We start from the raw sequence: 22,853 nt of genomic DNA, 5'->3' as shown, positions 1-22,853 counted from the left end.
GGCAGGACTGTAGGGGAGTGGTAGGACCGTGACGATCGGTTTCACGGAGGGCTCGGGACGTGCTGCGCGAGCATCTTGGCACGGTGACTGGGGCTGGGGGAGCGGCATCAGGCTGTCGGCGGCAGGGCGGAACCTCACGTGCGGCGAACGTCGACGCAGGGCATACTGAGAGCACGCTTTTGCGTACAGGTGCAGAAGGTCCCCGGCGGGAACGCCGGGGACCTTTTTGCGTCCTGCGTCAGGCGACTGCGTGCAGGCCGCCCTTGCCGGGCTTCGGAGGCCGCTTTGCGTAGCCGGGCACCCTGATGGGCGGGGGCCCGCCGACAGCGAGCTGTTCGGTCATCGCCTTCTCCAGCTCCGTCTGCGACTCGTAACCAGCCACGGCCGGATTGAGCGCGTAACGGTGACCGCGCCCGTTGCCCGAGCGGAGGACGATGCCGCGGTCGACGAGCAGGGCCATGGCCCGGCTCATCGAGGCCTGGCCCACACCGAGGATCTCGTCGATCTCAGACTGCTTCATGTCGAGCGATCCGCCGGCTTGCTGGCGCTGAACCATCACCGACAGGACGTCGATCGCCGTGGGGGTGAGCTGGAGCTGGTGCAGCATGCCCAGCAGACCCGTGGTGTTGAACAACATGGCGATGGATCCCTTCGGTCAGCCGAGCTCGGTCCTGGGAAACAGGGTGAGCTCGGGAGCGAGTTCGTCGGGGAACTTGGACTCAAGTGCGAGAGCCCTGAGCTCAGCGAGGAAGTCGTGCTGTTCCTGGCCGTTTCCGTTATAGGCGACGCGCGGGTTGAGCTGGTAGGAGGACCTTTTCACCTTGCGGATCAGGTTCTTGTCGCACAGGGCGTCCAGGGCATGGCCGATGCTCGTGCGCTTCACTCCCAGCTCGGCAGCGATCTCAGCGTGGGTGACGTCGATCTTTCCTTTCTTCTGCCGGCCGATGATGTTGGACAGGACCGCTGCCTGGAGCTTGCTGATGATGTTGTGCATCAGGCAGTACGGCAGCACACGGCGCAAGAAGTAGTTGCTGACGAGCGAGTAGCCGTCAGCGCCGAGCATGTCGTGAGGGGGCCGCCGGTAGACCACCGCCTTCACCTCGTGGACCGGCCCCTTGCCGAACTGCTCGGCAATCATCCGGGCGAGGTCAGTCCCGTCGTCTGCGCGTACCGGCCGAACCGGCTTCTGTTTCTTGGGCGGTGGGCTCGCGCGCCAGGCGCGCAGGGACTCTGCCGCTGCGTCCATACGAAGATCCTTTCACGTACAGGTGCCCGGCACTGTACGGCAAAAGTTGCGGCCATCCGCATGTTACGCGCCGAGAGTTGCTGACCGTCGCAACTTTGTGTCGGCGCCTGCCGACATTGCGGTTCCTCTCCGTGTCGTGCCGTCAGGCAGGCGCTCCGACGACAGGAGGCTGGCGGCGAAGTCCGAGGCGTGGGCAAGAGTTGCGCCTATCCGCATGTTTCGTGCAGATCTTGCGGATGGACGCAAGTTTTGCACGCGGATGTAGGCGCCCACTGACATCCGACAGCATCTAATGTCGGTGGCCACCGACATTAGATTTCACAAAGCCGCAGGTCAGCGGGCCTTTTTGCCGAGAGCCTCTTAACTAAAGAGCTGCCGCCCGATGGACGCCCACCCTCGAGGTCAGTGAGTCTGAAGCCAAGCTCGCTTCGCGTGCGGGCCCTCGGTCAACTGCGGCCAGTGGTCAGCAGCAGCGGTGCTGAGTCTCGGTGGGGCACCGTCGTGACGAATGCAAGCAGCGAGGCGTGGCTGGTGCCGCTGGGTGGTGCCGCTGCCCGGCCCTGGGGGCCAGGCAGCTCAGGTACCTCCGTACCTTCGTGGTCATCGATCCGTGGTCGTTACGTCCGTTCGGTGGCTGAGGCAGGAACGTTGGGTGGGTCTTGCCCGCGACAGATACAAGGTTGGTCGAGCCAGCGGGTGGATGGTGGGCACCTTGCCCCTTGAGCACCTTGGCGGACATCGGGACCCTTGGCTGGCCTGGCGTCGAGGGTTCGCCGGACACTGCCCGGCTCGGGACTATGACTCCGTGAGGAGTGCCGTGGCCGCGGCGTAGGCGAGGTGAGCCCCTGTAGTGGACGCGGGTGGGCGGGCGGCTTCGCGCTCGGTTCTCTTCAACTCTCGAACCACAGCCTCGACGTAGGTCTTGAGGCTGACCATCTGGGTGGGTGTTTGGCAGCTAGGAAGAACGGCGGCGATCTGGTCCAGCCAGAAGGTGATGTCCGCGCCGTCGTCCAGGCCTGCCCGGTGATCGAGCAAACGTTGGGCGACTGGTGCCAGGAGTCCGTAGCGGCGGCTGGCCTCCTCCTGCGCGCGTCGCTCTGCCGCAGCGCGCAGGGCAGCGTGTCGTTCGGCCTCGAGCACAGCCTCGGGTGTGCGTCGTAGGGGCCGGTCATCGCCGGAGGGGTCGGTGAGCGCGGCGGCACGCAAGCGAGTCGCCTTGTTGTACGCCGCGCTGGGGGCATTCACCGCCAGTGCCGGCACCAGTTCGCTCCACTCGGCGTTCGCAGCCCGGGCGTCTTCAATGGCCTTCGCTTGATGGAGGTCCACCTGCTCGCGGAGGTACTCCCACAGCTTCACGCGCGTGATCGCGGCCTTACGTTGCGCTGCCTCGTCCTTCAACGCGCCAGCGTGGGCTTCGAGATAGAGGAGAGCGCGATACAACTCCTCGTTTGCCGGCATGCGGTCGACCTCTTGGTCCTCCGCGTCCTCGTGCAGCTGGCGCAGCTCTCCGACGAGGGCAGCGGTGTCGAGACTGCCGATGCGAACACGGTGCTTCTGCAGTGGCCGTGTGGGAGTGGCTGACTTTCGGGCGGGGCGTGCCATGACGTCGAGTCTGCCCGGCGCATCCGATTCACATTCTGTGAATCAGCGGCTTTGCGGCGTCCCGCTCGACTCCCCAATTGGGGAGTCGAGCGTACAGGCCCGATTTCTCGGGCTCGAGCCCAATCCCGAGCTCCGAGCGGGGCCGAACGAGCCGCTGCGGTCCGAAGAACAGCGGGATGGTGCGTGCGCACCTGGGGTGCCCGCGCATTGTGATCGGCTCCATCACGACCAGCGCATGTCGAGTGCGGTCAGCGCATCCTTCAGGTCGCCGGGCTGGGCAGCCTGCCGTGCACGCACGTTGTTGATCCAAGCGCCAAGCCCGACGTCGGTTCCGTCGACGGCTTCGCGATGGGAGCGGGGGACGTCGAGGTGGCCTTCGCGGGCGTGGAACTGGCGGGCGGCCTCGAGGTTCAGCGCGCGCTGCTCGGCGCGGGTGAGCTTGCGCGGGGCGGGGGCGGGCGTGAAGTGGAGCATGCCGGTGAGCATCCACTGCTGGGTGATGGTCAGCTTGGTGAAGGCACGGCCCTGGGCGGCGAGCCACTTGCCGATGTCCGCGCCGTCGACGACGACTTCGCCGGCTTTCGCAGTGAGGGCGCCGCCGGTCTGCAGGTGGTGCCAGGCGAGGCGGAAGTGCCGCTGCCAGTCGATGGCCCAGGGCGGGCACCAGCCCGGATCGATGTCCTCGAGGGCCTGGCGCCGCCGGTCGGTCAGGGGCACGGTCCCGCTGTCGGGTGCGGTGGTGCCCTCCGCCTGGTGGTGGGCGAGGACTTCGGCGCGGCGGGCGGCGGCGCGCTGGTTGCTCAGGAACTTGCCGACGGGGTAGGTGCCCTGCATCGCGTCGGTGGGCGCGGCGAGTCCGACGTGGTGGTCGGCGGCCCAGGCAGCGGCTGCGGCGAGGCCTTCTTCGAAGGCGGCGTCGAACTCGGACCAGATCATGCCGAGCTTCTCTGCCTGCTCGATGCGCTCGGGGTCGAGGGTGCCCTCGTGGTAGTAGCGGCGCAGGTCGGCGACCCAGACGCCGAGCGGGAAATCGGCGGGGGACCAGTCGGTAGGGGTGCGGTAGCTGTACGGGACGCGCAGGTCATCGTGCTCGGCGAGGTAGCGGGTGGCGGCCTGGATCCCGCGGCGCCAGTGCACCTTCTCCGGGTTGAGGACGCGCATGCCGATGAACGCGGCGATCTGGCGGGGGTCGTGGGCGGTGGAGAAGGAGAGCAGCCCGCGGGTGGTGTCGTCGGCGTTGTCGTCCTCGTCCGTGTCGTCCTGGGTGTCGGCGGCCGGCTCGGTGTCGTCAACTGGCCCGTCGGTGGGGGAGGGGCGGGTCGGTGTACTGGGGGAGGCGAGGGCTTCGACGATGCGGGAGTCGTGGGCGCGCAGCGCGGTCAGCAGCTTGGCGAGCGGCGCGTAGGCGGGGGAGGTGAGCAGTTCGTCGGGGGATTCGCCGGCGCCGAGGATGATGGGGACGGCGATGGTGGCGAGCTTGCCTTCACCGGGGTGCATGCGGAGCGCCCGGCCGACGGCCTGGACGAGGTCGGGCATGGAGCCGCGGACGTCGGCGAAGAACACGGCGTCGCACTCGCGGGTGTCGACGCCTTCACCCAGGACCTTGACGGAGGACAGGAACGCCGGGCCTTCCCGGTCGGCGGCGAACTCGCGCAGGGTGCGTGCGCGATGGTCGGCCTTGTGGTCGCCGGACAGCCAGGTCGTCCAGAGGGTGTCGGGGTGCGGGTAGCGCTCGGGATCTTCCTTGGCCAGGGCGGTGGCCGTGCGGAGCAGTCCGTCGGAGAAGGCTTCGGCTTCGTCGAGGCGCGAGTGGAAGGTCAGCACGCGCTGGAAGCCGTGCTCGACGGCGGACTTCAGGGCCGCGGTCTGCAGGGCGGCCAGGCGGGCGGCGCGTACGGCCTCGGTGGCGTCGCCGTCGGCGGCGAGCTGGAGCGTCTGCAGCTGCGGGTCCTGGATCTCGATGCACAGCACCTGGTAGGGGGCGACGATGCCGCGGTCGATCGCGTCGGAGAGGGTGAGCTTGTAGGAGACGGCGCCGAAGGTACCGGTCGGGTCGTCGTCCATGGAGGCGACGAGTTCGCCGGCTGCGCCGTTCTCGCCGGTGTCTGTCTCGCCGTTGTCGTCGCCGGCCGCCCACAGGCGCGGGGTAGCGGTCATGTAGAGCCGGGCGGTGGCGGCGATGCGGGAGTTGTCGTGGACGAGCGCCCAGGGCTTGCCCATCCGGCCGCTGGTGCGGTGCGCTTCGTCGATGACGATCAGGTCCCAGGGCTGCAGGCCCATCTGGTGCGCAGCCTCGATCGTGCCGAGTGAGGCGTAGGTGCCGTAGACGGTGACCGGCCCGTCGCCGGCGTCCTTGAGTAGCTGGGTGAGGGCGGCGGGGTTGGTGGTGTTGGGGAAGCCGACGTCGCTCTGCCGCAGTGAGGACACCCCGATGGCGGGGCCGGGGCGTCCGGCGAGGCGCCAGGCGGCGGCGGTCTGGGTCAGCAGCGGCCGTGACGGCATCAGGACCAGGACCCGGGCGGCTCGCAGTTCCTGGGCGACGTGCACGGCGACGTACGTCTTGCCGCTGCCGGTCGCCTGGATGACCTGGGTGCGCAGGCCGTCCGGCGGTAGGACGGAGCCCGTCGGGACCTCGAGGGCCGGGACCGCAGACGTGACGGCCTCTGTCTGGTGTTCGCGCAGGGCCACGAGCGGCTGTGTCTGCATCCCAACGTGCCTTTCTGCAATGTCGCTTGTGATGGTCTCAGCCGGGAGGGTGCGGTGTCCGTCACTCCCAGGAAGGTTGTTGGTGACGGCCGCGGTTCCAGTCCGGGCTGAAGGGGGCCGCACCTTGGGGGCGTCCCCTTCCTCAGTAGGTTCGGCGGGCGGGCGCGTTGGGGCCGCAGCGGTCGCAGGGCGACGTCGCCCTGCTGGGGCCGTGGGTGTGCAGGGCGAGCAGGTCTGTGGTGGTGGCAACGGGGGTCCAGCGGCGGCCGCGGCACTTGCCGGCGGTGCAGGGGGTGGCGGCCTCAAAGACCTGGTCGGCGCGGCGAAGTCGCATCCGGATCTCGCGGCCGCGCACGGTGAGCTGGCCATGATGGGTGTCGCGGTCCTGCCAGGACCAGCTGATGTGGAAGGCGACCTGGTCGCCGAAGGTGGCCCGGGCCAGCTGGCTCGCGGTGAACTCGGCCGACGGCTCGAGGTTCCCGGCCAACAGGTCGGCGATCGGGTCTTCCTCCGGCAGGAAACGAAGCGTGCCGGCGTCGATGCGTCCGCAGTGGGGGCAGTGGGCCGGCTCCCGGCGGGTGCCCAGGCACCCGATGGTGAGGCGTTCCCCGCAGCACGGGCAGTAGTGAGCTCGGCGGTCGCCGTCGGTGCCGAGCCGGTTCATGCAGTTCTTGCACGCGCCCGGCTGCTGGTCGCGGCGAAAGGGCGTCTGAGGCCGGGGCGGCGCGGTGTGCTGATGAGTGGGACAGGTCGTCACGCGGACACTCCAGGGTTCGTAACGGGCGGGTCTCAGTGCACGGTGGTACGGCGAACGCGATGTCACAGGTGCGACGGCCGCTGTGGATCAGGAGATCGGCAGAGGCGGGGTGCTGTGGCGACGGCCGCGGGAGGGGAACGTCGGCCGCCGCCACAGCGGTTCCGAGGTCAGCGGCCGGTGTAGGGCTGGGCACGGCACTTCTCCGCGTGCTTCTGCGCCCACTCGCGTGCGGCCTGGACGAGCGGCGTTACGGCCTCTGCGGTCTTGTCGGCGCTGTCGTCCAGCGGCACCGCGTTGGTGAGCGGCTGCTCGTGCAGAGGGCTGGTGCAGCCGTGGCCGGAGCAGGAGGCGACCGCGCCGACCTGGACGGTGCGGTCGGTGCTCGGGTAGCGCTTGGTTGCGATCTTGGCGACAGCCTGGACCTCGACGGTGGCGCCGCCCACGGTGGTGAACCGGCCGACCGTCTCGCCGGAGGTGAAGTGGCTGGTGGCCCAGTTCCGGGCGTCGCGGATCAGTTCGGCGACGACGTCGGCGGGGTCCGGGGCGGTCTGGGTGGTCGGCATAGGGTCGGTGTCCTTTCCGTCTAGGGCAGGTGCCGGCGCGGATGGCGAGGCGGGCGACGCCCTCGTCCCACCGGTGGGGAGCGGTGCGAACAACGCCTCCAACTCCATATTGCAGATCTTAGATATGCATGTCTAGAGACTGCATATTCGGAGTATTCATTTTTGCCTGACTGGACCCAACTTTGCAGAAGGATCGGGGTCGTTCGTCGCCTTGTAGCTGCGCAGGCCGAGCGGGAAGTGGCCGCTCCCCTGGATGTCGCCACCCTCCCTGGCGTGCGTCGCACGCACCGCGCCGATATGGCCGGAAACCGTCCTGGCCGTTGTCGGGCGGGGAGTTGATCGGAGGCCCGGTTGCGAACTCTTTCGGGGGTGACGGGGGATGCCCTCCGGGGCGGGAGGGTGTGGTGACCTTCCCGAACACTCGACCCCAAGGCGGCGGTCCACTCAAGGGGTCGGCTGTCGTCGCAGGCGTCCGCGGTCTTCGTTGCGGCGTTGCCGTCGTCGACGGGGCGGGTGTGGTGCCGCCTGACCGTCAAGATATGCAGACCTTGACTATGCATAGTTAAGTTCTGCATAATAGAGGTGCGGCTGTTGCTGGTGAGTCTCCGGAGAAGGCCATCCCCGGCCACGCTGCCACCCTGAGCTGACAAGGGTGAATCCCCTCACTCGGGACGTCTTCAGTCTTCAGTGCACGCACATTGGAGGAGTACGTGAGCTCGGCGCACCGTCCCGGTCCGGCGGCATCCCCGGCACAGCTTCCAGACGTGGCCTCTGCCGCGTCTCGTGCAGTAGCTCCGGTCGGCGACTGGTCCGAGGAAATCCTCACCAACACCGTCCTGCCCAGCGTTCTGGAAGGCGCAGTTCCCCAGACCCGCCCAGTGGTGGTGTACGTCCTGGGGCAGCCGGGCAGCGGCAAGACCACGGTCATCGACCTCGTGCACGCTGCGCTGATGGCGCGGGGTGGGGCGGTGCGAGTGGATCGCGACACCTACAAGAACGTCCACCCTCGCTACAGCCAGCACCTTGCCGAGGACGTGCGCACTGCCGGGGTGCGGGTGCGGCCGGAGACGTACCGGTGGCAAGCCGTTGTGGAGGCCCGGGTACGCGAGGGCTGCTACGACGCGGTGGTGGAGGTACCGGTGTCCCGCCCGGAGGAGTTCCTCGCCGGTGTGGCTGCGGACCGGCAAGCGGGCCGATGGGTGGAGGTCGTGGCCTTGGCCGTGTCGTGGGCGATCAGCCAGTCCAGCACCCTGGAGCGGGACCTTCGCCTTGTCCAGGAAGGCCGGGCCCCCCGGTACGTCTCCTGGGACAACCACGACACGTGCGCCGACGCTCTGGTGCCGACCCTCGCCGCGGTGGAGACCAGGCACCTGGCGCACCGGGTGTTCGTCATCCGACGCGGCGCAGAGACGGCGCTGGACGTCATCTACGCCAACGAACTCGGCCCCCATGGGCGCTTGCTCCGCCCGGCAGGCGCGGCAGACGCGGTGCTCGCCGAGTGGCGACGGCCGTGGAGCGCCGCGGAGACGGGACGGGTTCGCCGTCAGCTCGCCGACGCCGAGCGGCGCCTGGCCGACCCCGCGCTGCCGGAGGACTGGGCGCTTGCGCTGAGCCGCACCTCTGAGCGCGCCGCCGCGCTGGCCGAGCCCGTCCGGCGCATCGCGCAGCCCCGGAGGGAGGCGCCCGGGGTGGACTACCACCAGCTCTCCGTCGAGGAACACAAGTGGATCTACGACGAGCTGATCGTGCCGTCCCAAGGGCCCATCACCCCGCAGGAACAGCCGGTCGTCATCTACGTGCTGGCCCAGCCAGGCGCGGGCAAGTCGCGGGCCGCCCGGATGATCCTGAACAGCCTCCGCGATCCGTCCCACATCACGGGCGAGATCTTCAAGACGGCTCATCCGGACTACCTGCGGCTGCTGCGCGAGGAGCCGCGCACGGCCTCGGCACGGATCCGTCGCGACTACCGAACATGGCAGGCCTGGTATGAGGCATACGTACGCCGGAGCCGCGGGAACATGGTCGTCGAGATCACCCCTGAGAACCCTGCCCAGTTCGTGGCCCGCGCCGCTGCGGACCGGCAGGCGGGCTACCGGACGGGGCTGGTGGTCTTGGCGGTCCGCGAGGCCGACTCCCGCCAGGGCACGGCCATCCGTTACGCCCAGGTGAGTCAGCTGGACGGGACCCCGCGGTTCACCACGTCCGCCGGGCACAACGCCAGCTTCGCCGTCTTGCCCGCGACGGTGGCACTGGCCGAGCAGATGGCCGCGGTCGACGAGGTGACGGTGATGCGGCGCGACACCCACCTCCTGTACCGCAACCACCTGACCGACGACGGGCGTTGGGACCGGAACCCTGCCGGCGACCTCGCCGTGATCGGGGAGCACTACCGCCCCTACACCGCAGAGGAGGCCGCGCAGTTCTGGGCGAACCAGCGCTGGCTGCACGCGGCGATGCCGCAGTACCGCGACGACCTCGTGGCGATCGCTGGGCTGGCCTGCCCGCTGATGCCCGCCCAGCGTCCGCACCAGCTCGGCGCCTCCGCCCCCGTATCCGCGCTGCCCGTGCCCGCCTGATCTGCCGTACGGCCCGAAGTCTGTACCGGTTCTGGGCGTGCGGCACGGCGTCCGTTGCTGCTATGCCTCGGGACGCGGCTCGGTGGCTTCCAGCTCCTGCAGACGTGTGGCGTAATCGGTGGCGATACGCGTGGTCTCCTCGGGCCCGGCGTCCTGGAGCCGGTGCTGGTCCTCCACGCACTTCTGCCGTTGCGCCTTCAGCTCTTCAAGGCGCTGCTGGTCGCCAGCGCGTCGCGCGAGCAGCAGCGCCCGGCTGTACCAGGCGATGACGGTACCCACGATCTCGTGCGCCGCCTCGTACCCGACGGCGTTGACGCCTTCCGGGCCCGATGCTGGCCCCGACGGGCGCTGCGGGTCGGGGGACGACGGCGATGCGGAGTCATGCATGGGGCAACCACCTCAAGGTTGGCAATCATCAGAGAAAAGATCATTTTCCCTGATGGGCTGAACTGCGGCTGTGATCGGCCACGGTACGCGGCATAGATTTGGGGCGTAGGTGATCACTTCCGGGGGGACTCGTCCATGGCCGACCTTCGTGCGCTGTTCAGCAGCAATGACCCCAACTCCGTGGGCAGCGACGAGGCGTTCACGAACCGCCAGTTCCAATGGAACCTCGTCGCCGTCGCCATCGAGGAGCACCTGCGGCACATCGCCGGCCCCAGCTTCGACGTCGAGGACCTGGAAGCCCCGCGTAATAACGTGATCGTGTTCCACGGGGTGGGCGGCGTGGGCAAGTCCACGCTGCTACGCAAGGTGGAGACGTCGCTCACCACGGCCGAACAGCGGCCCATACAGTGGGGCGCGCCAGCCTGGGCGGGCGAGAAGATCCTGCCGATCCGCATCGACCTTTCCCGCTCTGCATCGAACGGGTCGGATTTCGAACGCGTGCTCCTCACGGTCCGGCTCGCCCTCGCGGCCCAAGTCGGCCGCTCGTTGCCCAGCTTCGACCTGGCGCTGCGGCGGTACTGGGATGCGCAACATCCCGGAGAGCCGCTGGAGGAGTACGTCCGGCGCACCGGCCTCGTGGGCAGGTTCGGGGCGATGCTGCCGCAGCAGGTGCAGGGCGCGGTCAGTGAGGCGGTCAGTGCGCTGCAACTTCCCGGCCTGGTCGGCTCGGCGGCCGGGCAGGTCGCATCGGCGCTCGTCACGGCTCTGCGCGAGCGGCGTGAGCGGGCGCGGGCCCTGGCCGGCTGCGCGCGAACCGCCGATCTACTCGAGGCCGAACCCAGCTTGGAGGCGCTCTCCTACTATCCGCACCTGCTCGCCTGGGAGATCAGCCGCCTGCCCGCGAAGCACTCGGTGGTGCCAGTCATCCTGCTAGACACGTTCGAGGACACCGGCGACCGTCACCGCGACACGGAGCGGCTGCTGCAGCGTCTGGTGTGGCTGATGCCGAACTGCCTCTTCATCATCAGCGGCCGCAACCGCCTGCCCTGGGCTGATCCCGCCTTGCAGGGCCAGCTCGACTACACCGGCCCGGCCGCCTGGCCCGGCCTGGCCACCCCCGCTGGGCAGCCGGCGCAAACCGCCGGGCAGGGCAGCCGCCAGCACCTGATCGGGGACTTCTCCGAGCAGGACTGCGACGCCTACCTCGCCCGACGCCTGACCACCCAGGACGGCCAGCCGCTGATCAGCCCCGAAATCCGCGCGGTCATCACCGCGCGCTCGCACGGCCTGCCGCTGCACCTGGACCTGGCCGTCGCACGTTTCCTGGAGATCCGGCGCACCGGGCGTACTCCCTCGGTGGAGGACTTCGACCACACCTTCCCCGCGCTCATCGCCCGCACGCTCTCCGACCTGACCACCGACGAACGCCACGTCCTGCGCAGTGCCAGCCTTCTGGACGCGTGGGACCTTGACCTGGCCACCCGGGCCGCGGGCCTCACCCACCAGTCGGCGGCCCGCCGGCTCGTCGATCGGCCGATGGTCAGCGAGGACCCGTACGCGATCTGGCCGTACCACCTGCACGGCGCCATCCGCACCGCGCTGCGCACCGCCGACGACCACGCTGAGGACCGCTGGACCCCCGCCGACTGGCACCAGGCCGCTGAACGGGCACTCGCCGCCCTCGGCCGGCAGTGGCGGGACGCCGACGCCCGCACTTCCAGCCGGGCCCTGCTCGTCGCGTGCCTGCGCCAGGGCCTGCGCCTGGCAAGCGCCCATCACCTCGCCGACCTCACCTGGCTCACCGATGCCGCCTTCGCCTACACCGACGACTCCGTCTGGGAGCCCCTCGCCCCGCCTGCTCGCACCTCCAGGCCTGTGCCCGGTGCCAGCCAGCAGCCGGAGGCGGACACACCCGCCGATGCCCTGGCCGAACTTCTCGACGCCATCGCGCGGCGCCAGCACGAGCACCGCGAACGCACGGCCGAACGGCTCACCGCCGTGCTGGCAACCGGCGCGTTGTCCGGCGAACTCACCGAACTGGCCCTGTACTACCGGGCCAAGGCTCACAAGGATCTCGGCCGCACGGCCGCCTCCCTTGACGGCATGCGTCAGGTCGCCGACGCCGGCGGCCGGCTCGCCCCGCGCGCTCGCCGTGGCATGGCCAACCTCGCCCGTATCCGCGGTGATTTCCCAAGCGCCCTCGCCGCCGTTCCGACCCTGGGCTGGAAGGGCCGCCACCACCGAGTCCTGGGCGACATCCGCTGGCCGCAGGGTGACTTCCCAGGCGCCATCGTCGCCTTCGAGAACGCGCGTGCCGAGGCCGAAGAGCACGATGCCCCCGGCGAGCGAGCCATCGCCCAAACCCGCCTAGCGCTGGCCTGCGCCTTTTCCGACCCAGTCCGTGCCGACGACGAACTCGCCCTCGCCTATCAGCTCCTCGAACCGCTCGACCAGCGCGCGACCACCCTGCTCGCCCAGGTCGCCAGTCTCGTATGCGACGCCGGCACCGACCGCGATGTCACCGACCGCGCCGCCGTCCTGCGCACCCAGATCGACGTCACCGGCCTGGCTTGGCTCGTCCCGCTGCTGACGACTGCCCTGGCCTTCCACCACGCCGTACGCGGCGCACAGGACGACCTTGCTGCCACCATCGACCGCCTCCGCGAGATGACCGCGACCGGTGACTTCGCCTACTACGTGGACATCGCCCACTTCATGGCCGGTCAACCGCTTCCCCAGCCCTCCACCACTACCTGGCTCGACACCGAGGACGCCGTACGCAACCGGTGGCGCACCCTCATCGACGAGCGTCAGCGCCACCTGAATGCCCGCCCGTCGTGAACCGCGGCAGCCTGTTCGACAAACGCCTGACCAGCACATATAGGGCTGTGGCCCGCGAACACACCAGGTGTTCGCGGGCCACAGTGAAAGCAGGCAGACTCAGAGGGCGTCCGGGTCGACGCCCTGCGCACGCGCGAGAGCGAACAGAACTCGCTCGATCGTGTCCAGGCGCTGGGCGATCGACCGGTCTCCGGGCCTACCGACAGCGTTGGCGAGGGAATCAACACTCCCCAATGGCGCCCGCTGCTGCTCACGGATCGTCGCCAGTTGCCTGGTATACCCCGCAAGCGGACGTCCTGCACGAAACGCTTCCGCATCCTGGCCCGAGGCGGCAGCCAACACCAGCATGATCAGCTTGCGTCCGGACTCTTGCCCACCAGCGCAGTCAGCAGCTCAACGATCTGCGCCTGGTTCCGGTCCATCTTCTCTTCAAGGGCATCAAAACGGGCGCCGACCTTGGCAAACCCATCACGAACCTCACGACGCAACGCCGCCTGGCCCTCGATGACCGCCGCGAAATTCCCGCCCGTCTGCACCTGCAGCGCCTCGGCACGGTCCTCCACCGCCTCCAGGCGGCGGGTCAGCGCCTCGATCTCCCTCTGCGTGATGTCGTCCTCGGCCACGCGAGACTCCCCCAGATCATGTGCGGTGCTCATCAGACCCCCACGATATCGCGGGCTACACACCGCAGACCTGCGCCGGGAAGACACTGCCATGGACACACCCCCGAGCCAACGGCCGACGTAGGCGGTCCCTCGGCGCGGTTCGGTCGCAGCGCCTTTCGCCTGCGCACCGGTCATGTGATCCGCGTCACGGCTGATCGCTCTGCCGATGCCGCGCAAGGATCCACCGTGCGGCGAGTTCCGGTAGCTGCCTGTGATCCCGTCGCTGCTCAGAGTGCACTTTGGTGGTGCGGGGCCACGCCACGCGCCCCCGGGGGCCAGAGCTTGCCATCAGTAACCGGAGGTTGACTGCCCGCAAGATTCCTTGAGGGCTCGTTGCACGAACGGTGGCCCTGATCGATTGGCTGATCTCCGAGAGCGACAGGGCTCTCCGGTGCCCGCTGAGGGGGGCAAGGCACCGCCTGCCGATGACAAGGACTTCATTAGCCGTGAAAGACGTAGCCGACCTGGCGCTGGCCCTCTCGGCGGTCACCGCGCTGCGCGTGTTCGGCCCCGGCACCCGGACGCTCATCCGGCGCCTGCTGGGCGCGAGCGTACGCATCGGAGCCGAGTCCCTGGCCGAGCAGCGCACCGCCTACCTGGCCACGGATGCTGCGGCCGGCACCGAGGAGAAGGGGAGCCGACGGTGACCAGCCCTCACCAGCCTCAGCGCGTGATCCGCACGATGACCACGGAACTACCCACCGCCTTCTGGGGATTTCACAACCTCTACTACCGGCCTTATCTCGAATACGCCCACATCCAGCTCGGAGACCAGCGCTCCGCCGGCGAACTCGTCCACACCACCTTCATGGATCTGGCGCTGCGCTGGCCGGACATGATGGAGGACGCCAACCACGAGGCCTACGCGTGGGCCCTGCTGCGCGAGCGGATCGCCGACGAACTCCGCCTCCAGGGCCGCGCCCCAGCCACCGTGGAGACCGCGGTGTTCGCGCGCGTCAACCGCGCCGCCCTGGAGTCCGTGCGTGACCAGCTCGCCGACATGGAAAGCGCACTGGGCCTGTACGCGGCCATCTCCCGCCTGCCCGAGCGCCAGTTCGACGTCATGGTGCTGCGCTACGTGCTCGGCTACACCAGCGAGCACACCGCCCACATCCTGGGCGTCACCGAAGCGACCGTGCGCTCACAGGCCCGGCACGCCAAACGGAAGCTGGCCAAAGACCTTGATCTGACCCTCGACCCGACAGCCGACTGCGACGATGCGGAGTGACCACCCGATGCAGCTGAAATCCCTTGAACAGGTTCTCGCCGACGCCCGCGTCCTGGAGGGCGATTATGACGACTACGACGCGGCAAAAGCCCGCCAGCGCCTCGCGAAAGACGTCTCCCGCCTGCGCTGGGAGAGCCTGTTCGACCTGCGGCTCCCGCACGTCCTCGCCCAGCGCCGCTGCGGCGACAGCCCCCTGCCCCGTCCGCAAGAAGCCGCTGACCGTCGCCCTGCACCAGCTCACGCCCAGGCGGCCACGGAATTGCAGGCCCTGTCCATCGTCGTCATCCACGACCACGAAGCGCCCTCCTTCGTAGCCCGCCTCGTCAACGACCGGCGTATCGAACCCGACGGCGCATTGGTCCTCGCCTGCCTGCTCGATCTGGCCAAACAGGAGGAAGGAGCCCAGTTCTGGTGGCAGTTCGCCGCCGGCGCGGGCAACGCCACCTCCGCCTACTGCCTCTACCTCCTTCACCTGCGGCGCGGCGAGACACGCGACGCCGCACACTGGGCAGAACAGATCAGCCGGCTCAACGCCGAGTCCGACCAGTACCTTCTCCAGCCGAGTAAATCCACAGTGCGGGATGTAGCCCCCCACCGCGACTGCCCTTGCAGAGACGGCGTGTTGCGGGATGCGGTCGAACACCTACCCACGAGTTGCGACGACGACTACGGACTCGTACCGCAACCGGATCCCGCCCTGGCCGGGCGGCTCGAAGCCCTCGCAGCAGCATGCTGAGCGAGGTGGCGGTGGGTGGCACCGGCGATCTCGCCCTGCGCGCAGCCACAAGACGCCACGCGATCCGCCTGTCAACCGAGACCGAGCTGGCTGGAAGCGGTAGTCCAGTCGGTGACGATGGCCTGCTGCGCCGCCTGAAGAGTGATCTTCCCGGAGCAGACTGCCGTGTGCAGCTTCGTCTCCACCGGGTCTTTCTTGTTGTTGACCCCGCCGCCTGGCTTGTGGCCCGGGTCAGCCGGCTCCACCCAGAGGTTCCGGGCGTCGTTCGGGTCGCCCCCGAGCTGCAACGAAATCAGGTGGTCGTACTCGTCGTCGCTGAGGTTGCCGGTCACTCCGTAGGAGGCGGCGTTCAGTCGCTTCTCCTTCCCAGTGATCGCCACCGGCGGGCGGACCCCCTTGGTGTAGCCGCCCTTGCGGCAGATCGTCGACGCCAGATTCGCCTGGGTCACCGCCGGAGAGGTGGCGCCCGGCGTGCACTTCAAATCCGGCAGCGGCTCACCTTTTTCATACCGGTACTTGCAGCTGCCCGCGGGCGGCTGCTGCTGCACCGTGTACGTCGTCTGAGGACCCGCACCCACCGGGATCTTCGCCGCTCCCGCGGGTACGGCCGTGCCCGACGGCCCCGCCGCTGACGCTCCGTCCTTCCCCGAGGTGTCCGCCCCGGAGGAGGAACCGCTCGAACAGCCCGCCAGCAGCAGGCAAGAGAGCAACACCGGCGGAATGGCGCGGCGGATGGAACGCATGGCGACCCCTCACGGGCAGGCGACAACTGGGCACATGCTCCCCCATCCAGAGGTCCTCCTACCGCTCAGCCCCAGGCGCTCAGGTGCGCGCAGGCTCGCTGGGACGAGAGTTGAGGGCGCGTGTCAGAGGGAGCTCGTCACGGGGCCCATACATCGCCAGGCCCTCGTACCAGTCGGTGGTCGCCTCAACGAGACCGACGCCCGGGATGTCGATGCTGACGGTGATCTCCTCCGCGGTCCAGGCGGCACCGTCGGAGGCCTCCCGCTGGACCCACCGGGAGGTGACGGTGCCGCCGACGCGCTCGTAGAGGTCGTTGAGCTCCAGCTGGGACCACAAGACGAACGACGACCCCACGGCCTGGCTGATGACCTGCACCATCATCACCACCGAGGCAACCGACGCCGCCGGCCGCGTCCACCCCCGCATGCCGCTCGCACTCACCCCCGACCACTACGACGCCTGGCTCGACCCCCGCCACCAGGACCCCGACGACCTACGCGCCCTCCTGGACCAGCCCGCAGGCGGCCACCTTGACGCTCGCCCCGTCTCCACGGCCGTCAACAACGTCCGGAACAACGGCCCTGAGCTGCTCGAAGAGGTCCATCAGTAGCGACCGCCGAGCTGCGCGGCGCCCCCATGGAGAACCCGGCTGCTCGCGCCTCACGGCTTGTGGCCTGCCCGGGACGACGTGCGATGGGCCCCGGACAGGCTCCGCTCCCACTCTGCGGGGAAGTGCGGCTCGGCGCTCGCCGGTGGGCTCATGTGGCGTAGCGGTGCTGGCCGACGTGGCGCAGGCGGCCGCGGCCCGAGCGAAGCCAATCAGACCTGCAGCCCGGGCTGCGATCAGGCGGCCTCTTCCTTCCAGGGCCGCCAGCCGCGCAGGTCCAGGTCGGCATCAAGGACGGCATCCAGGCGCGCGCCAACGGTCAGCCACATGCCGGGCAGATCCGCTCGGGAGCACCGGGTGACCTGCATGAGCAGCATGGTGTCGACGGGGACGAGGATCTGGCCATGGTGCCAGTCCGGCAGGGCGATGAGCGTGGTGGTGTCGCCGACCCGCACGATGTGGGCCGCTACGAAGCTGTGGGTGCCGGTTTGAGCCATGCCAGCCTCCAATCACCCCGGGCCGAAAGGGGCATCACAGTCCCGGGACGCAGATCATCACCCAAATCGCACAGCCTGACCAGGCATTTGACACGCTGTGAGCCCATCTGAGGGGCGCCATACCTGTCTGCGGCGGCTGGCTGAAATCGGGCGACCCAGGAGAGCCGACCTACTCATCGACCCGAGCACCCGACCACGCTGGGCGGGCTCAGACGCCTCGCCGTCAGCGGTGATGTACACAACGCCAGGTACCGGCCACAGCGGCCCGCCGGAGGTAATGATCGGATAACCGGGCTGCGAGCTGGGTAAGACGAACGCCGGGTGCCTTCGCCTTGGAAGGCCCCCACCTCACCGGCTGGGGGCTTCCCAGCGAGAACGAAGGACAGCAGCATGGCCAGCGGCACTGTGAAGTGGTTCAACGCCGAGAAGGGCTTCGGCTTCATCGCCCAGGACGGCGGACCCGACGTCTTCGCGCACTACTCCAACATCACGGGCAACGGATACCGGGAACTGGTCGAGGGAGAGACCGTCACCTTCGATGTCACCCAGGGCCAGAAGGGCCCCCAGGCCGAGAACATCGTCCGCGGCGGCTGACGCCCTACCCGAGTCCCGCATGATCCACCATGTAGAGTGGCATCACCGACGCGGGGTGGAGCAGCTCGGTAGCTCGCTGGGCTCATAACCCAGAGGTCGCAGGTTCAAATCCTGTCCCCGCTACCAGAAGAAGGGGCCCGCAGGCGCGGGCCCCTTCTGCGTTGGCCGAGCCGGACGAGCAGCCGACCACTGGGCAGTGTTGTCGCGACCTGTTCTACCGCTCCGCGAGAGCCGAACTGCTGGTGCTGCGCCGGCCAGACTCGACCGTAACGAATGTGCCCGCTCCGTGTCGGGCTCGACGTAGCGAGACGCCCAGCCCTTTCAGCGCCAGTTGGTAGCCGTCATCACCGTCGTCGCAGCAGAGCTCGAGGCCTGGAAGCCACACCCGGAACGGCTCCCCCTGCGCTGCCACCAGGTATCCGCGCTGGCGGTACCAGCGCATCACTCCGTACTCCCCCCGGGCGATCTTCGCCATCACCACGCGGCACCCCCGGTTTGCCAACCATCCCTCGGCCTCTTCAAGGAGTGCACTGCCCACTCCTTGCCGTCGGACGTCGGCATCCACGGCCAGCAAGTCAATCTCTGCCAGCATCCGGGCCAGAGCACGCATCGCCGAACGTCCCTGCTCGGTGTGCTGGCGCATCAAGCGAACCGGGGGAGTCACGTAAGCCAGCCCGCATGGTCCACCTGCCGACTCCCTCTCGGCCACCACGGCTCGCACTTGGCCGAAGGGGCGCACGGAGAACTCGCCACCATAACGATCCACGAGCGTCCCAAGCCGCTGATCCTCCGGCTGCCGCAAGGAGGGGCGACCTCCTATGGCAATGTCTGACAGCCGGTTGAGATCCTTGCTCTCACCGCGGCGTGCGGTGCGAATGGCAAGCACCGAATTTCCTCTCATCGTCTGCGATCAAGTCCGTCCCTTACGTGGTGCGGGCGTCCCATACAACGACGGACCAACTGTTTTGGGCACACAACAGCCGTATTGCTTCCGCAGTTCCGTCCGGGGAAGAGCTGCCTGTGTGCGGCCGACGGCCCAGCGCCGCCATGGACGCGACATTCAGCCGGGCCGACTGCTGAACCGGCAGGTAGCGTCCTGGCCCCTGCTCGAGTAGGCCAAGCGCCGTACTTCTCCCGGTCCTTCAGGTTGGGAAGCCGCGCCAGGTGTGCGCCTCTGTAGTCGCTTCTCAAGCCTCCTGGCCGCCGCCGGGCCGACCATCTGCCGCACTATGAGGAGAAACTCGGCACGTCCGGGGTCACCGTCGGGACGCTCTGCCGTGCTGCTGTGGAGGGCAGGTCACCCCACAGGCGTCGATGAAGGGCGTCGGCTGCGGCCGCCATGTTCGCATGGTCGAGGGGTTCGGCTTGCGGGTCCAGGACGGTGGGGGGATGGTCACTGTGCCCAGGGCCGCGAACGATCAGACCATGGTCCGGGAAGCGGCCCAGCACGGGCGTGCCGTAGCGCGCCAGTTGCTCTTCGACGGCCAAGTCGAATTCCTCCGGTGCGGCAGCCTTGTCGGACTCGGTGAGAAGCAGCATCCCGTTCAGGGGGTGGGCGCACACCGACCGGCCCAAATGCTCCGACCGCCACAGGACGGCCGACTCGACCGGTGTCAGCGGTACGCCATCGTCTGTTCGCGTGGTGTTACCTGTGGTCTTGCCAGGGAACGGGATGTGGCGCTGGAAGGGCCGGGCGTGATGCACGAGAATCCGCAGGTCGGCGGCCCACTTCGAGGACGTCACCTCCTGCATCCAGCCGTCGTAGGCGCCGATCAGGAACACCTCGTCGAAGCCGCGGGGAGCATGCTGAAGCGCGGCGCCGATCGCGTCGCCGGTGTTGGGGACCGTCATCGACCACAGCTGGCCAGGTGGGGGAGCGAGCCGCAGCCGTGTCCAGGTGCTGGCCGCCTTCGGCAGTGTGGCTGTCGGCCACTCTGTGCGGCGCGGCTCGCGGAAGAGGCCCATGCTGCTTCCTTCCACGAGAAGGAGACCTACTGCCCGGCCGCGGGCAGCCCAGGCGGCGGCGATGCGCTCGGCCACCCTGATCAGGTGGTCCCGCCCCAGGCCGCCGTTCGGCGCGTCGAGGAGCTGGACGATGCACGGTCGCTTCGGACCGTCTGGCTCCTTGCCGTGCTCTGCGCGCTGGGGTCGGCTGGCATTTCGACCATCACCCACTGCTGTCAACGGCCGTGGGCCAGGGATCGAGCCGGCCCAGGCCGCCGGCACACGACTGCTGCGAATCGTGAGCAGGCCGTGGCCGAAAGACCGGAGGGGTGCCATCCGCACGGTGCATTCTTCGGGCCCGCATGTGTGGTCCAGCAGGCGTAGCCCGCACCCCACGATGCGGTCCTCGAGTACCTCGATCAGCCGGTCCTCGTCGAATCCGCCACCTGCCACCTGGCGTTCGATCAACCAGTCGAGCCCGTGATCGGCCATCTCGGTGCTCAGCCGCACACCCACGTACCCGGTGAGGCTGTCCCACAGGCGCGGGCGTCGCAGCAGGGCGCTGCCCATCGTGCAAGAAACGACGAGCCGGCGCAGCAGACTGCGTTCCACTGGCTCTCGGCGTCCAGGCCCTCGCTCTTCACGCAGCGGATCCCACTGCACGACGTGACCGGATGCCGTGACCTGATCGGTGTGGGCGGCCAGCAGCTCGGAAAGATCCTCACCGTGCGGTCCGGTCACCCACACGGCCGGCGCTGGGGAGCGCCAGGACGCCTCGAATGCCCAGGGTCGAAGACCGAAGCGCAGACGCGCACCGTCCATCTGCACGGTCAGTCCACGTACGCCACGCCACGGTCCCTTCTTCGTGCGGCAGGGCAACATCCCGAACAGGGACTGCACGTCCGCACGTCGCTCGAGGCGCAGAACCAGCCCACCCTCCGTGGGCTTGGCTTCCCTGACGCCGAACGGCCGTGTCTGACCATCCACGTTGCCGAGAGCGGAGACCAGTACCGCCTCCAGAAGGGCCTGCTCCCCTGAAGGCGAGGGAACGAGCTGATCGAAGCGGTCGAGGCTGCTCAGACGGCGTCGGACGTCCTCCAGGGACTCACCAGTGAGCTGGCAGACGGCGTTGCTGAGCTGATCCATGCAGTACATGCGTGTTCCTCCGAGTAGCCCCCCGACCTGGGCAACGAAGGCGCATCTCAACAGTTGCAGGATCCGACAAAAGGTTCACGACGTTGGTTCTCTGACGATGCCGCGTGGTCGGGTCGAGCATCCAGAACTGGCCGCGTCCGAGGCCAGGCGCGAGAAAACTAGCCCGACGGCTCCATCCGTTCCACCCGCCACGCCGACAAGGACCGCTGGTCCGCCAGCATGCGGCCACAAACTTCTGCTCGATCACCGCCACGCCGAGCGAGTGAACCGCGACTCGGCACGCGGCGGAGATCCCCCAAAGCAACCCGCCCATGCTCTATCAGCGGGACATGACAGACGTCCTACTCGACCGCTTCCTCCGACGAGCCGACCTCACACGGGTACTCGAGGAACACTTCGGAACCTGCCGCGCCTGGCCCCTTCGCTTGCGAGCCGCCTACGACCAGCTCGAAACACTCAGAGATCTGCTCGGACCCGCCACCTACTCCACGTTCCTGCGATGCGCCGAGCGTGCAGCCAGCCAGAAGGAAGGCTCCGAGTCCCGACTGCTCACCATGCACAGGGACTATCTGGACCGCGAGCTGTACAGGCAGTACGGCGATGAACTGACCGAGGAGATCAAGGTTGCCTGGGCAGTGACCTTCGGCATCATGCTGCTTCTCGACGACCAGGACTACGCCCACCTGATCAGGGCGGCCGTCCGAGCTGACGAGGCCAACACCGTCAGTACAGGTGCGTCATGATGCGAAGCCCCGCCAACACGGCGGGGCTCACTTCCACTCACTCCCGTTCTTCGCCGGCGCGGCCGCCGGCTCCGAGGGTCCTTCGTGGGGCCGGTGTCGCCGCCGGGTGAGCGCCGAGTACGCCGCGGGCCCGCAACCCGTCCAGGTCGGGGAGACGGACTTCGGGAAGTGCGTCGAGAAGGTCGGCCTGGGCGGCGCGGATGCCGTGCGGGGCCCGGGGGCCGGCGCCAAGGGTGCGGCGGGCTGTCACGCAGACATCGTAGGCAGCGCGTCAACTGCGTCCATACCCACGGGGAGGCGTTCGTAGTTCAGAACGGGGTGAGGGCCCGGGGCCAGGCGCTGGCGGTTCCGGGCCCTCGCGAGGTTCGCGCATCCGCGGGGGGGCGGATGTTCAGGGCGCGACGCCATACTCAACGACTCCCGGCCCATGCGGGTCACGCGTCGTGCGTTAGGCCGGGGCGTCGGGTCCGCGTCGGTGTTCGCGTCGGCGTTTTCGTCGTGCGGCCTCTTGTACGGCGCCGTCTTGGAGTTGTTCAGCTGAGGCTGAGCGGCCGGTGCGCGCCTTGATGTCCGCGGCCAGAAATCTGCCGAAGGGGTTGTTGTGGCTCTCGGTGTATTCAAGGAGGTGCAGCAGCGCTATGAGTTCCCCCTGCCGAAGGGGGACTTGCACGAGGGGGTCCGGGGCGGTGTTGTTCAGTGCCGCCTCTACCCGTTGCACGTAGGCGTCGGTCCGGGCGGTCTCGACCCGAGCGTGAGGGTTGGGGACGATTCGGCTGGTCGGCAGGTGGTGGCGAAGGCGCGCCAGAAGGTCGGGGAATCCTTGCCCTTCCTGCCGGTAGTAGGGCCTTTCGATGCTGCCGGCCTGGTCGGGGGCAAGCCGTACGGTGTCCAGGAACGCGGCGACGCGCTGCGGCTCGGGCAGAAGCCCGGCGCCGAGCCAGCGGGCTCCCTTCAGGTAGTCGCTTCCATCGGTGACCTGGTAGAAGCACCAGCCGGACGTGCCTTCCCAGTGGAGCCCGCAATCACCGCCGTACTGGTCCTGGAATGACTGTGTGAAGTTGATGCTGGCCTCGACATCGAGGTAGGGCTTGTCCGGGTCGTCGTAAGGGCCGCAGGTGTGAATGCCAGTGACCGGCAGACCTTCCGCCAGGAGCGCCTCGGCGACGGCGGCAGCGTAGTGCCCCGCGAGACGGGACAGTTCGGCTGACATCTGTGGGCTGGTTCCAGAACCCAAGTGAGGCCTCCTTCGACGAGGTGGTGCT

21 protein-coding genes, 1 tRNA gene and 1 pseudogene are annotated in these 22,853 nt (G+C 68.7%); 9 read left to right on the top strand and 14 right to left on the bottom strand.

Annotation, left to right across the window (positions count from 1 at the left end; all coding sequences use genetic code 11):
- Positions 1 to 238: 238 nt before the first annotated feature.
- The 6 genes from ACZ60X_RS36560 to ACZ60X_RS36535 form a co-directional block, all read right to left on the bottom strand.
- Positions 239 to 637, bottom strand: coding sequence for a hypothetical protein (locus ACZ60X_RS36560; protein WP_469608153.1), 399 nt, complete (start codon positions 635 to 637; stop codon positions 239 to 241).
- An 18-nt stretch (positions 638 to 655) separates the two neighbouring features.
- The gene (locus ACZ60X_RS36555; protein WP_469608151.1) at positions 656 to 1,246 is read right to left on the bottom strand and encodes a replication/maintenance protein RepL; all 591 of its coding nucleotides are present in this window, start codon (positions 1,244 to 1,246) and stop codon (positions 656 to 658) included.
- Between the two features lie 795 nt (positions 1,247 to 2,041).
- A complete protein-coding gene (locus tag ACZ60X_RS36550; RefSeq protein WP_469608149.1) occupies positions 2,042 to 2,848 on the bottom strand; it encodes a hypothetical protein in 807 nt (268 codons plus the stop codon).
- Between the two features lie 222 nt (positions 2,849 to 3,070).
- Positions 3,071 to 5,554 (bottom strand): helicase associated domain-containing protein, encoded by a 2,484-nt coding sequence (locus ACZ60X_RS36545; RefSeq protein ID WP_469608146.1) that lies wholly within the window; start codon positions 5,552 to 5,554, stop codon positions 3,071 to 3,073.
- A gap of 142 nt (positions 5,555 to 5,696) precedes the next feature.
- Positions 5,697 to 6,218 carry a hypothetical protein gene (locus ACZ60X_RS36540; RefSeq protein WP_469608144.1) on the bottom strand — a complete coding sequence of 174 codons (522 nt, stop codon included), beginning with the start codon at positions 6,216 to 6,218 and terminating at the stop codon, positions 5,697 to 5,699.
- Positions 6,219 to 6,478: 260 nt separating this feature from the next.
- Positions 6,479 to 6,874 carry a hypothetical protein gene (locus ACZ60X_RS36535; protein WP_469608142.1) on the bottom strand — a complete coding sequence of 132 codons (396 nt, stop codon included), beginning with the start codon at positions 6,872 to 6,874 and terminating at the stop codon, positions 6,479 to 6,481.
- Positions 6,875 to 7,638: 764 nt separating this feature from the next.
- On the opposite strand from ACZ60X_RS36535, the gene ACZ60X_RS36530 reads away from it, so the two are divergent.
- A complete protein-coding gene (locus ACZ60X_RS36530) occupies positions 7,639 to 9,450 on the top strand; it encodes a zeta toxin family protein (protein ID WP_469608139.1) in 1,812 nt (603 codons plus the stop codon).
- A gap of 60 nt (positions 9,451 to 9,510) precedes the next feature.
- On the opposite strand, the gene ACZ60X_RS36525 is transcribed toward ACZ60X_RS36530, so the two are convergent.
- Positions 9,511 to 9,837: a hypothetical protein gene (locus ACZ60X_RS36525; RefSeq protein ID WP_469608136.1), complete on the bottom strand. Its 327-nt coding sequence runs from the start codon at positions 9,835 to 9,837 to the stop codon at positions 9,511 to 9,513.
- Positions 9,838 to 9,972: 135 nt separating this feature from the next.
- On the opposite strand from ACZ60X_RS36525, the gene ACZ60X_RS36520 reads away from it, so the two are divergent.
- A complete protein-coding gene (locus tag ACZ60X_RS36520) occupies positions 9,973 to 12,678 on the top strand; it encodes an ATP/GTP-binding protein (protein ID WP_469608133.1) in 2,706 nt (901 codons plus the stop codon).
- Positions 12,679 to 13,028: 350 nt separating this feature from the next.
- Here ACZ60X_RS36520 and ACZ60X_RS36515 read toward each other — a convergent pair whose 3' ends face one another.
- Positions 13,029 to 13,301: a hypothetical protein gene (locus tag ACZ60X_RS36515; RefSeq protein WP_469608130.1), complete on the bottom strand. Its 273-nt coding sequence runs from the start codon at positions 13,299 to 13,301 to the stop codon at positions 13,029 to 13,031.
- A gap of 488 nt (positions 13,302 to 13,789) precedes the next feature.
- On the opposite strand from ACZ60X_RS36515, the gene ACZ60X_RS36510 reads away from it, so the two are divergent.
- Genes ACZ60X_RS36510 through ACZ60X_RS36500 form a run of 3 tightly spaced genes read left to right on the top strand, consistent with a single transcriptional unit; the run spans position 13,790 to position 15,307 of the window.
- Positions 13,790 to 13,990 (top strand): hypothetical protein, encoded by a 201-nt coding sequence (locus ACZ60X_RS36510; protein WP_469608128.1) that lies wholly within the window; start codon positions 13,790 to 13,792, stop codon positions 13,988 to 13,990.
- A gap of 23 nt (positions 13,991 to 14,013) precedes the next feature.
- Positions 14,014 to 14,571, top strand: coding sequence for an RNA polymerase sigma factor (locus tag ACZ60X_RS36505; RefSeq protein WP_469608125.1), 558 nt, complete (start codon positions 14,014 to 14,016; stop codon positions 14,569 to 14,571).
- Positions 14,572 to 14,578: 7 nt separating this feature from the next.
- Entirely contained in the window at positions 14,579 to 15,307 is a 729-nt protein-coding gene (locus tag ACZ60X_RS36500) for a hypothetical protein (RefSeq protein ID WP_469608123.1), read from the top strand.
- 71 nt (positions 15,308 to 15,378) lie between these two features.
- On the opposite strand, the gene ACZ60X_RS36495 is transcribed toward ACZ60X_RS36500, so the two are convergent.
- Both ACZ60X_RS36495 and ACZ60X_RS36490 read right to left on the bottom strand, forming a co-directional pair.
- A complete protein-coding gene (locus ACZ60X_RS36495; RefSeq protein ID WP_469608120.1) occupies positions 15,379 to 16,050 on the bottom strand; it encodes a hypothetical protein in 672 nt (223 codons plus the stop codon).
- 79 nt (positions 16,051 to 16,129) lie between these two features.
- Positions 16,130 to 16,432 (bottom strand): hypothetical protein, encoded by a 303-nt coding sequence (locus ACZ60X_RS36490; RefSeq protein WP_469608258.1) that lies wholly within the window; start codon positions 16,430 to 16,432, stop codon positions 16,130 to 16,132.
- Between ACZ60X_RS36490 and ACZ60X_RS36485 the strand changes: the two are divergent.
- Positions 16,392 to 16,661: pseudogene (locus ACZ60X_RS36485) on the top strand (SOS response-associated peptidase family protein); the annotation flags it as partial. The gene ACZ60X_RS36490 and the pseudogene ACZ60X_RS36485 sit on opposite strands and share 41 nt — an antisense overlap.
- 233 nt (positions 16,662 to 16,894) lie before the next feature.
- Here the strand turns inward: ACZ60X_RS36485 and ACZ60X_RS36480 are convergent.
- Positions 16,895 to 17,155 (bottom strand): hypothetical protein, encoded by a 261-nt coding sequence (locus ACZ60X_RS36480; protein ID WP_469608118.1) that lies wholly within the window; start codon positions 17,153 to 17,155, stop codon positions 16,895 to 16,897.
- 390 nt (positions 17,156 to 17,545) lie between these two features.
- On the opposite strand from ACZ60X_RS36480, the gene ACZ60X_RS36475 reads away from it, so the two are divergent.
- Positions 17,546 to 17,749, top strand: a complete 204-nt coding sequence (locus ACZ60X_RS36475; protein ID WP_356317676.1) for a cold-shock protein — start codon at positions 17,546 to 17,548, stop codon at positions 17,747 to 17,749.
- A gap of 49 nt (positions 17,750 to 17,798) precedes the next feature.
- Positions 17,799 to 17,875: transfer RNA gene (locus ACZ60X_RS36470), tRNA-Met, on the top strand.
- An 88-nt stretch (positions 17,876 to 17,963) separates the two neighbouring features.
- Here ACZ60X_RS36470 and ACZ60X_RS36465 read toward each other — a convergent pair.
- Positions 17,964 to 18,392, bottom strand: a complete 429-nt coding sequence (locus tag ACZ60X_RS36465; protein ID WP_469608114.1) for a GNAT family N-acetyltransferase — start codon at positions 18,390 to 18,392, stop codon at positions 17,964 to 17,966.
- Positions 18,393 to 18,976: 584 nt separating this feature from the next.
- Entirely contained in the window at positions 18,977 to 20,839 is a 1,863-nt protein-coding gene (locus tag ACZ60X_RS36460; protein ID WP_469608112.1) for a hypothetical protein, read from the bottom strand.
- A 320-nt stretch (positions 20,840 to 21,159) separates the two neighbouring features.
- Between ACZ60X_RS36460 and ACZ60X_RS36455 the strand changes: the two genes are divergently transcribed.
- Complete coding sequence (locus ACZ60X_RS36455; protein ID WP_469608109.1) at positions 21,160 to 21,591, top strand: hypothetical protein; 432 nt, start codon at positions 21,160 to 21,162, stop codon at positions 21,589 to 21,591.
- Positions 21,592 to 22,039: 448 nt separating this feature from the next.
- Here the strand turns inward: ACZ60X_RS36455 and ACZ60X_RS36450 are convergent, their stop codons facing one another.
- On the bottom strand, positions 22,040 to 22,801 hold the full coding sequence (locus ACZ60X_RS36450; protein ID WP_469608106.1) for a DUF6292 family protein: 762 nt from the start codon (positions 22,799 to 22,801) through the stop codon (positions 22,040 to 22,042).
- Between the last annotated feature and the right edge of the window lie 52 nt (positions 22,802 to 22,853).

It is taken from the genome of Streptomyces sp. NPDC104106, assembly GCF_055584345.1.
The sequence above is the reverse complement of the archived record's forward strand: the minus strand, read 5'-3'. Positions and strand labels throughout refer to the sequence as shown.

Bases quoted from the DNA above. Each gene is read 5' to 3' on its own strand.
- ACZ60X_RS36490 (WP_469608258.1), bottom strand. From the start codon at position 16,432: ATGATGGTGCAGGTCATCAGCCAGGCCGTGGGGTCGTCGTTCGTCTTG.
- ACZ60X_RS36550 (WP_469608149.1), bottom strand. From the start codon at position 2,848: ATGGCACGCCCCGCCCGAAAGTCAGCCACTCCCACACGGCCACTGCAG.
- ACZ60X_RS36455 (WP_469608109.1), top strand. From the start codon at position 21,160: ATGCTCTATCAGCGGGACATGACAGACGTCCTACTCGACCGCTTCCTC.
- ACZ60X_RS36535 (WP_469608142.1), bottom strand. From the start codon at position 6,874: ATGCCGACCACCCAGACCGCCCCGGACCCCGCCGACGTCGTCGCCGAA.
- ACZ60X_RS36460 (WP_469608112.1), bottom strand. From the start codon at position 20,839: ATGGATCAGCTCAGCAACGCCGTCTGCCAGCTCACTGGTGAGTCCCTG.
- ACZ60X_RS36545 (WP_469608146.1), bottom strand. From the start codon at position 5,554: ATGCAGACACAGCCGCTCGTGGCCCTGCGCGAACACCAGACAGAGGCC.
- ACZ60X_RS36540 (WP_469608144.1), bottom strand. From the start codon at position 6,218: ATGAACCGGCTCGGCACCGACGGCGACCGCCGAGCTCACTACTGCCCG.
- ACZ60X_RS36480 (WP_469608118.1), bottom strand. From the start codon at position 17,155: ATGGCTCAAACCGGCACCCACAGCTTCGTAGCGGCCCACATCGTGCGG.
- ACZ60X_RS36475 (WP_356317676.1), top strand. From the start codon at position 17,546: ATGGCCAGCGGCACTGTGAAGTGGTTCAACGCCGAGAAGGGCTTCGGC.
- ACZ60X_RS36525 (WP_469608136.1), bottom strand. From the start codon at position 9,837: ATGCATGACTCCGCATCGCCGTCGTCCCCCGACCCGCAGCGCCCGTCG.
- ACZ60X_RS36555 (WP_469608151.1), bottom strand. From the start codon at position 1,246: ATGGACGCAGCGGCAGAGTCCCTGCGCGCCTGGCGCGCGAGCCCACCG.
- ACZ60X_RS36520 (WP_469608133.1), top strand. From the start codon at position 9,973: ATGGCCGACCTTCGTGCGCTGTTCAGCAGCAATGACCCCAACTCCGTG.
- ACZ60X_RS36465 (WP_469608114.1), bottom strand. From the start codon at position 18,392: ATGCGCCAGCACACCGAGCAGGGACGTTCGGCGATGCGTGCTCTGGCC.
- ACZ60X_RS36560 (WP_469608153.1), bottom strand. From the start codon at position 637: ATGTTGTTCAACACCACGGGTCTGCTGGGCATGCTGCACCAGCTCCAG.
- ACZ60X_RS36500 (WP_469608123.1), top strand. From the start codon at position 14,579: ATGCAGCTGAAATCCCTTGAACAGGTTCTCGCCGACGCCCGCGTCCTG.
- ACZ60X_RS36450 (WP_469608106.1), bottom strand. From the start codon at position 22,801: ATGTCAGCCGAACTGTCCCGTCTCGCGGGGCACTACGCTGCCGCCGTC.
- ACZ60X_RS36495 (WP_469608120.1), bottom strand. From the start codon at position 16,050: ATGCGTTCCATCCGCCGCGCCATTCCGCCGGTGTTGCTCTCTTGCCTG.